Raw genomic sequence first — 13,144 nt, 5'->3', positions numbered from 1 at the left:
TACGGTGAATATCGACTTATCGATAAAAAATGTCAATCCTCAATAAATCGCTACCTTTTAACATTCTATGTCACCAAATGTAATTTTCATATTCGGAGCATATACTAAAGATGAATGTATATGGAGCGCTTTAAAAAATCGTAGTTCTGCTTCATATTGAGCTAATGCTTCATCATATGTTAATCCTCTTATCATTAAACATTCTATAAATTGCTGTTTATCACCCGGGTTGTCCGCAATCCCCTCTTCTCTTAATGAATGATACAAACTGTGTTTATCATTGTGATGCATACTAGAGTCTAAAAAGTTCACTTTATCGCTCACTCTACACTCAATATTTTTCACACCTAATTTACTTAAATACATCGGTATTTTCATGCCAATATTTCCATCTTTACCGTTTCTCTGCGCGTCTTTTTCAAATAACTTCTGCAAAGCACCTAGTTTAATAATTTCCGATTGATTCTCTCCATCTAAGACATATGAAGACATATTTGAAATCCAATGTGGTTCAAAACAGATTATTTTACCACCTTTTTTAATTGCATGTATCATTTTTTCTAACATCATTTTTGGAGTATTCATATGTAATAAGAAAGCATGACAGATTGCTATATCGTATTTATCGTTCAGTTCAATTTCTGTAGCATCTCCTTCAAGAAATTCTGAATCATACGGAAGTAAACGAAACAACTCTCTCGCTTCAGCTAATAATGTTTCTCCACTATCAATACCGGTATACTTTGATCTTTTTGGAAGTAATGGCATTAATATTAGGCCTAAATAACCATATCCACAACCGTAATCAACGATATGTACAGGCTTAGTAATCTTCCAAACTGTATTTACTAAAAAGCTTACATAATCGTCGTTGTAATATAAATCTCTCGTGTTTTTTTAAATATGTTAGTTTATTGTTCCAATCATACGTTTCCAACATCTAACGCCTCCTTTTATATACAAAACTAAAGTTCTCTATATAATAGCCGTATTCCTACACTTTTCTTAAAATTTCAAAGCAAAAAAGCTAGTGTATTTTTAATAATACACTAGCTTTTTATTTGGAAGAAAAATTTAACAAGTACAATTACAATCAAAACAATCCGTACAGTCTAAATCGTCACAATCTGCTTTTCTCTTTCTTTTGTTTCTTTTAAGATAATAATACAGTAGCCCAAACAATAGTATACAAATAACAAAAGCTATTATTGCTTCTGTATACTTATTTTGAGTCATAAAACCAATTCCACTTCCGCCTGAAATAAAAATTAGAATTAAGTAAATCCAGAACATCTATGTAAATACCTCCATTACTATATATCTTAAGATAATATCCATATAACACTAGATGAAATGAATAATCCCATACCATTACCGCTTAATACACCAGTAGTTATTCTTAGCAAATTTGAGCTACTTCTCCATTTCCACTTTTGGGTGAACCCATCGATAAGTAACAGAATTTGAGCGAAAAATGATAGTATGATTGCCAAAAGAAATGAAGGTGTCATATAAAAATAAATTGGAAACATTAAAATACCAATAAGCACACCTGTACAACGCGCACATAAAGGTATGTACTTTTGTAGTTTAAAAAAACTCCTATCTAATCTTCTATGACAAGGGATTTGTAAAATAAAAGTTCGAATCAATATGAATCACCCTCTCTAAAAAGATTTTAATTGATTTTGCAAAAAAATTATATATCCAATAAAAAACAAACCAGGTTTATACTAGACCCAGTTTGTCAGTTTACTACTATGTTACATCTCCTCAGGTGCCTCCACCCCAAGTAAACGTAATCCTTCTTTTAATACAACCGTCACAGCATAAACCAATGCGAGTCTGCTGTCTTTCTCTTCGCTCTCTTCTAATATACGCACATTTCCATAATATTTATTAAAAGATTGCGCTACATCTAATACATATTTCGAAATAATCGATGGCTCATTTTTATTGAAAGCTGCTTCAATTACTTGTGCGAATTTATTAAGGAATTTTACGACACTCCAGCTATGATCATCTTTTAAAGCAAACGTACATGTTTCAAATTCTACACTTTCTTTTCTTAAAATAGAGCAAGCACGCGCATGTGTGTACTGTACATATGGTCCTGTTTCTCCTTCGAATTTCAGCATATTTTCTAATGAGAATTCGATATTATGCATACGCTCATTTTTCAAATCGTGGAAGATGACTGCTCCTACACCGACTTGCTTTGCTACTTCTTCTTTCTGTTTTAAGTTTGGGTTTTTCTCTTCAATATTTTGTTTTGCAAGGTCTATTGCTTCCTCAAGTACTTCTTCAAGTAAAATAACTCTTCCTTTACGTGTCGACATTTTCTTACCATCTTTTAAAATGAATCCAAACGGTACATGTTCCATGCCGTCAACCCAATTGTAGCCAAGCTTTTTTAATACAGTGAAAAATTGATTGAAGTGTAAACTTTGTTCCGGGCCAACTACATATAGGGCTTTATCAAATGCATATGTGTTTTGACGATATAACGCTGCCGTTAAGTCACGTGTTGCGTAGATCGTCGCACCATCGGATTTTCTAATTAAGCAAGGCGGCATTCCCTCTTCTTCTAAATTAACGACTAATGCGCCTTCTGACTCTTCAAGCAAATCATGCTCCTCTAAAATTCCAATGAAATCTTCCATTAAGTTATTATAAAAAGCTTCTCCTTGAAAATTAGTAAATTCTACACCGAGAAGTTCATAAATTCGAGAAAATTCTTTTAAGGATTCGTGACGGAACCAATTCCAAAGCTCAACAGCTTCTTCATCACCTTCTTCTAATTTCTTAAACCAAGCACGCCCTTCTTCTTCTAGTTCTTCGTCGTCTTTTACCTCTTCATGGAATTGAACGTATAACTTAAATAATTCACGGATTGGATCCTCTTTAACTACTGCTTCATTTCCCCATTTTTTATAAGCAGTAATTAACTTTCCAAACTGTGTTCCCCAATCCCCAATATAATTAATTCCTACAACTTCATAGCCACATTTTTCAGCGATATGTTTCAGTGAATTTCCAATCATTGTAGAACGTAAATGCCCCATCGAAAAAGGTTTTGCAATATTTGGAGATGAGTAATCAATAACTACTGTTTTTTCACATCCAAAGTAGTTTTGACCGTATTCTTCTTTCTTAGCTAAAATCGTTTTTAATACAGCATCACTTACAGTTTCACGATTGAAAAATACATTTACATAAGGACCAACAGCCTCTACTTTCGTAAAGAACGGATCATTTACTTTCTCCGCAATTTCCTTTGCGATAATAGCTGGTGATTTTTTATATTGCTTCGCTAGTGAAAAACATGGGAACGCTGCATCTCCGAATTCATCTTGTTTCGGTGTTTCGATTAAATCTAAAATTTGATTTTGCGTTAATTCATTTACAAAAATATTTGATAAACTTTTCGCAAACTGTGTTTTATATTCCATACTACAACCTCCTTATTTTTTTAAACACAAAAAACTCGTCTCTATATAAGAGACGAGTTTTAACCCGTGGTACCACCCTTGTTGTTCATTACGAACCACTTTCCCGTTTATAACGAGGACAGGGGACCTCGGCTTACTCTACTATTCGTTCAAGAAGCGTCTCCGAAGTGCGCTTCACCTTTTTCTTCCGCACTAGGCTCACACCATCCCTAGCTCGCTTTCCTTCTGAAAAAGACTACTCTCTTCATCACAGACAGTCTATTTAATTAATTATTGCTTATTATACATCTTTTCAAACAATTAGCAAGGGTCAATTACACCAAAGTGAAACTTAGCACTTTTTCTTTTGTATACGTGAAAATTGTGTTTTTCAAATCTAGAACTACGGAAATGATCTTTCAAAACGACACGCTTTCTCGCCACTCGCTTCGCCTCTGCAATTGTTTCATCAGTAATATCATGATACAAAGCGAAGTGTTTTAATCCTTTAATTCCATCTGATTCTATGACAGTTTCTTCAAACATCGGATCAAGATATACGACATCATAACTATTGTCTTCACATTGCGCTAAAAATGAAAAATGCTCCGTTTGCTTTACTTGGATTCTTTGCATTGCTTCATCGATTTCAGAAACAGATGAAGACCATGTTTTCAAACCATTTCTCATGATATATGCCATATATTCATTGCCTTCCAGTCCTGTTACTGTTCCACTTTCACCAACAACATAACTAGCTACAATACTATCTGATGCCATACCGAGCGTACAATCTAACACCGTCATTCCGCTCTCTAATTTAGCAGCTTGTACAAACGGATCGTGCTCTCCGCGCATTAACCTTTTCACACGAAACATCGCTGAGTTCGGATGAAAGAAGAATGATTCTTCCGTACCTTTCGGATAAATAGCTAATCGGTTCTTTCCTACGACAAGTACATCTTGTTCATACTGCTCATGTAATTTATGCACTGGTATATCATTACGTAAAATGAAAGAACGATTTAATTCTTCCGCTACCTTTTTTGCATATGCTGTCATTTCTTTATTTGTTCTTCCTGCTGTTGTTACTATCATTGTTTCACCTCTATATAAAGAAAAGAGGGAGATTTACTCTCCCCCTTCTTTAGCAATTCTTTTCGAAAGCTTGCTCTAAGTTCGTAATAATTTCGTCCATAGTTGCACCTTCAATTTCATGACGGTGAATGAAGTGAACAACTTCTTTTCCTTTTAATAATGCCATAGATGGTGAAGATGGAGGAATTTCTCCGAAGTATTCACGCATTTTTGCAGTAGCATCTTTATCTTGACCTGCGAATACAGTTACAAGATGGTCAGGTTGTTTTTCAGCACGAACAACTGCTTGGCCTGCTGATGGACGCGCTAAACCAGCTGCACAACCACAAACTGAGTTTACAACTACTAAAGTTGTACCTGATGCATTCTCCATAAATTCTGTAACAGATTCTTCTGTAGTTAATTCTTCAAATCCAGAACGCACTAATTCTTGACGCATTGGAATTACCATTTGGCGCATGTATTCTTCATAAGCATTTGACATCTTGTATCTCTCCTTCAACTTTCATTCCAAATTCATCATATCACGCTCTATTATTAGGTGCAAAAGAAAGATAGTGACGTTTTCATTTTTTTGAAGGGATTTCACAAACCCCACCGCGGCAATGTCCGACTGGGACAAGTTTTCTATTGTTAGCGATATAATCGTATACTTTGCTTCCAAATCCAAGCACGATAGATAATTTTATAAAAGGCACTGCAAACCAATAAGATGGAACGGCCTTCGCTAATACGTTTATGCTATGAATTCCGTCATACCATTTATTATTTTTAAAAATATACATCCTTTGCTCCATCTTACTTTGTAGTTCTTGAGAAAGATCATACTTCTTAACTACATCATCATCTCGAAATGAAACAAATGTCATTTTACCCTTTTTATCTAATTTCTTCGTACGCTCTGCCACTGCAGTACACATCGGACACCAACTATCATAGAAAACAATCATATATTATTCCCCTTTACGAGATTCCGTCATTTGTTTCCATACAGAACCTTTCGCTTCTTCGCCGCCTTCAATACGCTCTAATGCAAGACGAGCTTGCATCGCTACTTCAAACTCTGGATCATCTTGCGCTGCTTTTAATGCCGGAATCGCACTTTCATCTCCAAGTTCAAATAAGAACATAGCTGCACGCCAGCGTACTAATTTACTTGGGTCTTTCAGCGATTTAATCATAACGAACATCGCTGCTGGGTCACCTACGTCTGATAAGCAATCCCCTGCAGTACGACGAACACTTACTGAACGATCTAATAACGCTTTATATAATAACGGTAATACTTCATCACCTTTTACCATACCTAAATAAGCTGTTGCTATGCGGCGGATAGATACTTTTTCATCGTCTAACGCCATTTTCAACACTAGAATATCCTCTTCAGTAGGATCCATTTGCTCTAAAGCTGCAAAACGGTTTTTCCAGTCAGAATCTTTCATCATCTCTTCTGTTACTTTATATGGCTCACGCTTTTGAATCGTTACTTCAACTGCCCCAGCCTGATCTAATAATTCTTTAACTGTTTCATTTACACGTTCTTCTGAATAAGCAGCAACAATTTCTTCTACTACTTCTTTCCCAATTTCTTCAAAATTACCGTAACGTGTACTTTGCTCTACCCATTTACGCTCTTTCACAACGTTAGGTGCAGACATTTGCACTTTCATGATTGATTCTTTAAAACGATCAGGTAAACCAACACGCTCTTCCGTCGTTCCATCTGTTAGCTTTACTTGCATCGGAATAGTAAAGAACATTTGAATAAACACTTTCACTTCTCCAAAGTGAGAAAGTTGCTGTTCTTCGCTTTCTTCTACTACTTCTTCACCGAAAACGGCACGAACTTGTTGTAATAAAACTTTCCAATCATACTTCGCATTACGCTCGACTGCTAAAAAGTCTGCTACATGATACACACCTTTAATGCCTTCAATTTTCAAAATTTCTTGCACTTGTACTGGTGCTTGTTCTTTATTTTCATTTGTATAATTATTACGCGCTCCTGATGGTAATACTTCATTCAAAATAACTTTCATTGTATTTGGACTTGGCGTCGGTTCAATTGCTTTAATCTTCACGTAAAAAACTCTCCTTTATTGCGTGTTCTTAGCTGTATTGTAACATGTTATCACTCTATACTCCTACTCGGATGCTTTATTTTACTACTTTCTTCCTGCTACCATACTATTTCATCCTTTTTTACATTTCAAATTAGGAACGAAATTTGAAAACCATTCGCTTCCGATAAGTTTTATTGTAAGGAGGAAATTTGTTTTCTTTGCCCTACATAAAAAGAGGTATCTATATCCTAGTTAGATCATTCATTTTAAATTGAAGTGCAGTTAATAAATAAAGCTCTGGAGGATACTACTAAAAAAGAAGAACGATTTATATATAAAAACGTTCATACGAATGCGCTCTGAGGGACTTGTTGGTGGAGAATTGATTTCTGAAGACATTTTGATTGTGAATGTTCCGAAAGATGAATTAATGGAATTGTTTAAAGTGATAGAAAGAAAAAAGGCGAATCCTTTATGAGATTAAGGGATTCGCCTTTTTTTGTTACCGATAATTTCACATTATGTCAACTATATTTGTATATGATATACATCATCATGGTGTTAGCAAGCAAAAGTATATTCTTCATTCCTGAAAACAGTAGATGGAAGATTGTGACCTTCTGAGTCTGCTAAGAAAGAATACACAAGAACATCCTCAACATCATCTTTATTTCCTCTAATGATGACATCAAGAAAATCTTCTATATGGAATTCTGGAGTAAACAACACAATCTTAGATGTTCTGTTTGGTCCTAAAGAAACAATAGTACGAGAGATTTCAACTAATTCATTTTGCGTTGGGAAAAAAGTGTTTGGACTTCTCTTAACAATTACCGTCACATTACTAGTATGGCAGCGTGAATCATTGTTTAACATAATATTGAGAGCAGTTGGAATAATACCATTCTCAGAAACCGGAACTCGAAAAACCCCAGTAGATTTATGAGCCATATAATCACATCCTTTCAAAATAAAATATTCTTAACAATATAGTAGATGCAAGAAAAGTTCATTTTGATAGGGACAAATTATGTGATTAATATGCACATAATTATCTTCAATATTAATAAATCAATGATTCAAAAGATTAACAAGTACCGTGAAAAATGTGGAATAAAACCAATCTAATAATCCCAATTCAATGAGTAACCATTTCCAGAGGAATCTTTCAATATTCAGTATAAAAGATTTTAAATTTATAATTTTCGTTAGCTTGTTTTTCTTCAAAATTGCTGACGGTACCCCTTCTTTAACTTTATTAAAATACTTTCCACAAAATTTTTCCGAAGCTATTACTTAAAATCCCCTTTTATTACGATGCCCCCTCCCTCCTTCTCTCCAAAAAGGTAATACTCTCAATCACAACTTCAGTTCTATATATTTTCTTTCCTTTCTCATCATCGTAATTATTCGTATGAATACGCCCTGTAATTCCAACAAGTGATCCCTTCGTACAGTATTCTGTTACATTTTCAGCTGCTCTTCGCCAAACGACACAATTTATAAAATCTGCTTGTTGTTCACCTAAACTATTTCGAAATCCTCTATTCACTGCAACACATATTCGTGCATAAGCAACGCCTTGTTTTGTGTAGTATAATTCTGGATCCTTTGTCAATCTACCGATTAATACAACTCGATTCATCATAAGTTATACCACCTCGCATGTTTTTCTTTATTGTAAAGAAAAATGTGTGAAGGGTAAAAAGGATAAAATTATATATTTCTAAAGTAAAAAGGATTACTTTACATATAAAAAGCAAAAAAGAAACCCTACATATTATGAACATGTAAGGTTTCAAGATATATTATATTTCACTGCAAGAGATGTAATACCCTCCGCGAGCCATCTTTATTTCAGCGCTAAACAATGCATCGTCTAAGTAGAATGTAATCGGTTTAACTTTACTCTCAAATTTTAGTAGTTCATTACATTCAGTTGCATACCCTTCAATGGCTGAAATAATGCATTCTGCTGACGGATATGTTAAAGCATCATCTAGTTCTATGAAAAAACTTTTAGAAAATAGTTTTTTCATAATCCCTTTCTTCTCTTTCATCATATTCCATCCCCTTCCATTCAAACTTCTAACATCCATATTATACCATTCATTCGATTTATCTTTGAAAATAAAAAAATCCTGCACATTTCATGCAGGATTTTTTCATTAGTCATTTTTCGTAAAGTAAGAAACGAAACGAAGAATTTCTAAGTATAACCATACTAGAGTCATCATTAGACCCATTGCACTGTACCATTCCATATATTTTGGAGCTTGGCTACGTGCACCGCTTTCGATTAAATCGAAATCTAGTAATAAATTTAATGCAGCAACTACAATAACAACCGCACTAATGATAATACCGATTGTACCGCCCTGGTGAATATATGGAACAGTTACACCGAACATATTTAATAAGAATACGATTAAATACATAACCATAATTCCCATTGTCGCTGCAATTACACCCGTACGGAATTTATCAGTTACCTTTACAACGCGTGTTGCATATAAAACTAACATTGCAAATAGAATTGAAATTGTAAGTAATACAGCGTTTAAAACGATAGAATCGCCAAATTTCATTGTATAAACTGCTGAAATACTTCCTAATACAACTCCTTCTACCGCCGCATAAATTGGCGCCCCAATTGGTGCCATTCGCGGGAAGAAGATAGATGCAAATGCGATGATTGCCGCAATTACTAATGCACCAATTAACACTGGCATTTTCATCGTACCCTGCATCATCTGTATGTATGAATAGACAGACGTTGCAAGTAGCAAGATAAGCATGATAAACGTTTTGCCTACTGTTCCGCCAATAGTCATCGCAGAAGCGCTTGCTCCCTCTTTACGAAATGCCTCTTTTTTCAACATTGGATTAGATGTTCTCATTTTTTCCCTCCTAAAATAGGTTCTACCAATAGTGTAAAGTTTTTCTCTTTACTTTTCAATATATGCAGCTTGTTTTTATTTTAATCCTTCAACGATATCTGATAGTTCACTCCATCTTTCCATCGTTTTTTCTAGCTCTTCTTCTGTTTTCTGCTGTGCTTCAGATAATTCTTGTGCCTTTGTGAAGTCAGATCCAACTTTCGCAAGTTCTTCTCCAATTGACTCAATTTTCTCTTCTAGTTCGGCAATTGTATCTTCAATTGTTTCCCATTCACGCTGCTCATTGTATGAAAGTTTACGTTTACGTTGTTGTTTTGGAGCTGCTTCTACTACTTTTTTCTCTTTTTGAACTTCCGCTTTCTCAATAAGTTCTTTCGTTTTTTCCATTTCTAAATAATCTGTATAACTACCTAGGAACTCACGCACTTCTCCACCGCCAGTAAAGATGAACAGTTCATCTACTACTTTATCTAAGAAGTAACGGTCATGCGATACAGTTAAAACGACACCTGGGAAATCTTCTAAATAATCTTCTAGTACTGTTAATGTTTGTGTATCTAGATCATTCGTAGGTTCATCAAGTAATAGTACGTTTGGTTCCCCCATTAAAATACGTAATAAATATAAACGTCTTCTTTCACCACCAGATAGTTTACCAAGCGGTGTACCATGTGAATGTGTCGGGAATAAGAAACGTTCTAACATTTGAGATGCACCAATTACTTTTCCATCTGTTGTATGAATAACTTCTGCAATCTCTTTAATGTATTCAATCATACGCTGATTTAAATTCATCTCTTCATTTTCTTGCGTATAATAAGCAACTTTTACAGTTTGTCCTACTTCAACTTCACCACTATCAGGAGATAACTTGCCTGCAAGCATATTTAATAGAGAAGATTTCCCGCTTCCATTCGCCCCAATAATTCCGATACGATCGCCTGGTTTCACAATATGATTAAAATTATGTAATACCGTCTTATCGCCAAATTTTTTCGTTACATCTTTTAACTCAAGTACTTTCTTTCCTAAACGACTTCCACTTAGTGCAATATCAACTGACTGTTTTGCAGCTGGCCCTTCTTGTTCCTTTAACTCATCAAAACGCTGAATACGCGCCTTTTGTTTCGTAGAACGGGCTTTTGCACCACGGCGAATCCAAGCAAGTTCACGACGATATAAATTTTGGCGTTTGGATTCTTGTGCCAATTCTTGCTCTTCACGAAGTGCTTTCGCTTCTAAAAATGTACTATAGTTTCCTTCGTAGCTATATAGTTTACCATTATCTAATTCAAAAATACGATTCGTCACACGATCTAAGAAATAACGATCATGGGTTACAAGTAATACCGCCCCTGTATATCTTGCTAAATACTCTTCTAACCATTCAACTGTCTCATGGTCAAGATGGTTCGTAGGCTCGTCTAAAATTAATAAATCAGGTGTTTCAATAAAACATTGTGCCATTGCGATACGTTTTTTCTGTCCACCAGATAAATTCCCAACAGTTGCAGTGAAATCTGTAATTCCTAATTTCGTTAGAAGAGATTTCGCATTTGCATTTGCTTCCCATGCACTCATTGCATCCATACGTTGCTGCACTGCAAATAATTGTTCCTGTACTTTTTCATTACTTGGATCTTTTTCAATATTTAATAGTGCTTTTTCATAATCACGAAGAAGACGAATTAATGGTGTATCACCATGGAACACTTGCTCTAATACTGTTAGTTTTTCATCAAACTCTGGTTGCTGTGATAAATAACTAATTGTATATCCACGTGAATGCGTCATTTCACCTGTATCAGGAGTTTCTAACCCTGCAATAATTTTTAATAATGTTGATTTACCAGTACCGTTTACACCAATAATTCCAACACGTTGTCCTTCTGTAATACTACATGATAATCCATCAAATAACGGTTTTTCTCCGTATGATTTCGATAAGTTCTCCACAGTTAACATTTTCATATTTGTGCATTCCACTCTTTCATAAATTGTTCTATAAACTGTTCCATATAACGATGACGAACTTCAGCTTCTTGTTTTGCTGCGTTCGTATTCATTAAGTCTTTTAATTTTAAAAGTTTTTCATAAAAATGATTTAAAGATGGATCGTTATTTTTTCTATACTCTTCTTTCGTCATTACTTCACGCGGCGGAATTGTTGGATCATACATTAATCTCCCTTTCGCTCCGCCATATGCAAAAGTACGTGCAATCCCAATTGCTCCAAGGGCATCTAAACGGTCTGCATCTTGAACAATTTTCCCTTCAACTGACTCAACTGCGCCGCCATTCCCACCCTTATAAGACATATTGGCAATGATATGAAGAATATGTTTACTTTCTTCCTCATCTACATGTAACTCTTCTAACCAATCAGAAACTTTTTTCATTCCTGCTTCTTCACTTTCATTTAACTTTTCATCTGCCACATCGTGAAGTAATGCTGCCATTTCAATTATAAAACGATTTCCTCCTTCTTGCTCGGATAAAGAAATCGCCAGTTTATGTACGCGCTCAATATGATACCAATCATGCCCACTCGCATCTTTTTCTAAAATATTTTTTACAAAAGTAATTGTTTTTTTAATCTTTTCTTGTTTTGTCATTTTATCTTCACCCAGTTTCTTATTGTAACACGCTCGCCTTTTTTCATCACATATTTTCTTGTCCGCCCATACACTAGGTGGTAGGCATCATCATGAAGGAGGAATAAATATGTTCTATAATAATCAACCGCCTTATCCACAACAACCATTTTACCCTCAGCAACCGGAACAAAGATATACAGAACAATATGAGGAACAAGAATTACAACAGCCAGAACAACAATACGAACAAAATCCATACGCTACACCGCAAGCTCAAGAACAACAAAATCCATACGACACACGTCCAAATTATGAATATCCTCAAAATCCATATGCTACACCGCAAGCTCAAGAACAACAAAATCCATATGACACACGTCCAAATTATGAATATCCTCAAAATCCATATGCAGCACCGCAAACTCAAGAACAACAAAATCCATACGACACACGTCCAAATTATGAATATCCTCAAAATCCATATGCAGCACCGCAAACTCAAGAACAACAAAATCCATATGTAACTCAGCCACAACAACCACAATACCAACAACAAATGTATCAACCCAACTACGACGCACGTGTCTCACCACCTAAACCACCAACAATTGATCCAACGCAACCACAAATATTACCACCAGGTCCGACTTTAGATATTACACAACCACAAATTTTACCACCTGGGCCTATTACAGAACCTACTCAACAACAAATTCAACAAGTTGTCGGTACACAATTTTTACCTTTAAAGAAACCTGTATTAGATTTCGTAAAACCTTGGGTAGATTATGGTTTAAATGAAGCGAAACATACTTCACATAAACACGCTTTAACAGAAGTCGCTGCGATTATGTTTTTAGTTGGAAAAGGATATAACCCAACAATTGCTCATTATATCGTTGAATCTTGGGAGAAGAATGAGCAGTTTTAGGGTTGTTCATTTTATATTATATAAAACTACAAAAGTGTCACAAGTGCCTGTCATACAAGCATTTGCGACACTTTTTATTAACTACACTAATGCTTATTACTAAAAATTCAACTTTAAAATATAA

The 13,144-nt window shown here is 35.0% G+C and carries 14 protein-coding genes, 1 pseudogene and 1 other annotated feature; of the genes and pseudogenes, 1 reads left to right on the top strand and 14 read right to left on the bottom strand.

Going from position 1 to position 13,144, the window contains the following annotated elements; all coding sequences use genetic code 11:
- Positions 1-57 precede the first annotated feature (57 nt).
- From JDS98_RS08765 to JDS98_RS08700, 14 genes and pseudogenes are all read right to left on the bottom strand, one after another.
- Positions 58-940 (bottom strand): annotated as a pseudogene (locus JDS98_RS08765) (class I SAM-dependent methyltransferase).
- Positions 941-1,074: 134 nt separating this feature from the next.
- Positions 1,075-1,293 (bottom strand): hypothetical protein, encoded by a 219-nt coding sequence (locus tag JDS98_RS08760; RefSeq protein ID WP_199633796.1) that lies wholly within the window; start codon positions 1,291-1,293, stop codon positions 1,075-1,077.
- Positions 1,294-1,322: 29 nt separating this feature from the next.
- On the bottom strand, positions 1,323-1,652 hold the full coding sequence (locus tag JDS98_RS08755; protein WP_199633795.1) for a DUF2085 domain-containing protein: 330 nt from the start codon (positions 1,650-1,652) through the stop codon (positions 1,323-1,325).
- Between the two features lie 111 nt (positions 1,653-1,763).
- Complete coding sequence (gene argS / locus JDS98_RS08750) at positions 1,764-3,452, bottom strand: arginine--tRNA ligase (protein ID WP_199633794.1); 1,689 nt, start codon at positions 3,450-3,452, stop codon at positions 1,764-1,766.
- 45 nt (positions 3,453-3,497) lie between these two features.
- Positions 3,498-3,712 (bottom strand) — a binding site (T-box leader).
- A 40-nt stretch (positions 3,713-3,752) separates the two neighbouring features.
- Complete coding sequence (locus JDS98_RS08745) at positions 3,753-4,529, bottom strand: class I SAM-dependent methyltransferase (RefSeq protein WP_097953503.1); 777 nt, start codon at positions 4,527-4,529, stop codon at positions 3,753-3,755.
- Positions 4,530-4,578: 49 nt separating this feature from the next.
- Positions 4,579-5,013 (bottom strand): BrxA/BrxB family bacilliredoxin, encoded by a 435-nt coding sequence (locus JDS98_RS08740; protein ID WP_000063715.1) that lies wholly within the window; start codon positions 5,011-5,013, stop codon positions 4,579-4,581.
- Positions 5,014-5,095: 82 nt separating this feature from the next.
- Positions 5,096-5,479, bottom strand: a complete 384-nt coding sequence (locus tag JDS98_RS08735) for a thiol-disulfide oxidoreductase DCC family protein (protein WP_000634894.1) — start codon at positions 5,477-5,479, stop codon at positions 5,096-5,098.
- Positions 5,480-5,482: 3 nt separating this feature from the next.
- Positions 5,483-6,610 carry a conserved virulence factor C family protein gene (locus JDS98_RS08730; protein WP_000692595.1) on the bottom strand — a complete coding sequence of 376 codons (1,128 nt, stop codon included), beginning with the start codon at positions 6,608-6,610 and terminating at the stop codon, positions 5,483-5,485.
- Between the two features lie 543 nt (positions 6,611-7,153).
- Positions 7,154-7,543, bottom strand: a complete 390-nt coding sequence (locus JDS98_RS08725) for a hypothetical protein (RefSeq protein WP_000940649.1) — start codon at positions 7,541-7,543, stop codon at positions 7,154-7,156.
- Between the two features lie 361 nt (positions 7,544-7,904).
- Positions 7,905-8,240, bottom strand: a complete 336-nt coding sequence (locus JDS98_RS08720; RefSeq protein WP_097956834.1) for a single-stranded DNA-binding protein — start codon at positions 8,238-8,240, stop codon at positions 7,905-7,907.
- 160 nt (positions 8,241-8,400) lie between these two features.
- Complete coding sequence (locus JDS98_RS08715; protein ID WP_016108299.1) at positions 8,401-8,655, bottom strand: DUF4318 domain-containing protein; 255 nt, start codon at positions 8,653-8,655, stop codon at positions 8,401-8,403.
- Positions 8,656-8,760: 105 nt separating this feature from the next.
- Entirely contained in the window at positions 8,761-9,492 is a 732-nt protein-coding gene (locus tag JDS98_RS08710; RefSeq protein ID WP_001260657.1) for a Bax inhibitor-1/YccA family protein, read from the bottom strand.
- A gap of 75 nt (positions 9,493-9,567) precedes the next feature.
- Positions 9,568-11,463 (bottom strand): ABC-F family ATP-binding cassette domain-containing protein, encoded by a 1,896-nt coding sequence (locus JDS98_RS08705; RefSeq protein WP_000783187.1) that lies wholly within the window; start codon positions 11,461-11,463, stop codon positions 9,568-9,570.
- Positions 11,460-12,107: an HD domain-containing protein gene (locus JDS98_RS08700; protein ID WP_097956836.1), complete on the bottom strand. Its 648-nt coding sequence runs from the start codon at positions 12,105-12,107 to the stop codon at positions 11,460-11,462. Before JDS98_RS08700 ends, JDS98_RS08705 begins: the two co-directional genes overlap by 4 nt.
- Positions 12,108-12,216: 109 nt before the next feature.
- Between JDS98_RS08700 and JDS98_RS08695 the strand changes: the two genes are divergently transcribed.
- The gene (locus JDS98_RS08695; protein WP_097956837.1) at positions 12,217-13,020 is read left to right on the top strand and encodes a hypothetical protein; all 804 of its coding nucleotides are present in this window, start codon (positions 12,217-12,219) and stop codon (positions 13,018-13,020) included.
- Positions 13,021-13,144 lie beyond the last annotated feature (124 nt).

The organism is Bacillus cereus group sp. N11 (genome assembly GCF_016483605.1).
GTDB classification, from domain to species: domain Bacteria; phylum Bacillota; class Bacilli; order Bacillales; family Bacillaceae_G; genus Bacillus_A; species Bacillus_A toyonensis.
This window is presented reverse-complemented; position numbering and strand designations above follow the sequence as displayed.

What these genes read in the sequence shown, in the direction of transcription:
- JDS98_RS08760 (WP_199633796.1), bottom strand. Translation starts at nt 1,293, where the DNA reads ATGTTCTGGATTTACTTAATTCTAATTTTTATTTCAGGCGGAAGTGGA.
- argS (WP_199633794.1), bottom strand. Translation starts at nt 3,452, where the DNA reads ATGGAATATAAAACACAGTTTGCGAAAAGTTTATCAAATATTTTTGTA.
- JDS98_RS08745 (WP_097953503.1), bottom strand. Translation starts at nt 4,529, where the DNA reads ATGATAGTAACAACAGCAGGAAGAACAAATAAAGAAATGACAGCATAT.
- JDS98_RS08740 (WP_000063715.1), bottom strand. Translation starts at nt 5,013, where the DNA reads ATGTCAAATGCTTATGAAGAATACATGCGCCAAATGGTAATTCCAATG.
- JDS98_RS08735 (WP_000634894.1), bottom strand. Translation starts at nt 5,479, where the DNA reads ATGATTGTTTTCTATGATAGTTGGTGTCCGATGTGTACTGCAGTGGCA.
- JDS98_RS08725 (WP_000940649.1), bottom strand. Translation starts at nt 7,543, where the DNA reads ATGGCTCATAAATCTACTGGGGTTTTTCGAGTTCCGGTTTCTGAGAAT.
- JDS98_RS08720 (WP_097956834.1), bottom strand. Translation starts at nt 8,240, where the DNA reads ATGATGAATCGAGTTGTATTAATCGGTAGATTGACAAAGGATCCAGAA.
- JDS98_RS08715 (WP_016108299.1), bottom strand. Translation starts at nt 8,655, where the DNA reads ATGATGAAAGAGAAGAAAGGGATTATGAAAAAACTATTTTCTAAAAGT.
- JDS98_RS08710 (WP_001260657.1), bottom strand. Translation starts at nt 9,492, where the DNA reads ATGAGAACATCTAATCCAATGTTGAAAAAAGAGGCATTTCGTAAAGAG.
- JDS98_RS08705 (WP_000783187.1), bottom strand. Translation starts at nt 11,463, where the DNA reads ATGAAAATGTTAACTGTGGAGAACTTATCGAAATCATACGGAGAAAAA.
- JDS98_RS08700 (WP_097956836.1), bottom strand. Translation starts at nt 12,107, where the DNA reads ATGACAAAACAAGAAAAGATTAAAAAAACAATTACTTTTGTAAAAAAT.
- JDS98_RS08695 (WP_097956837.1), top strand. Translation starts at nt 12,217, where the DNA reads ATGTTCTATAATAATCAACCGCCTTATCCACAACAACCATTTTACCCT.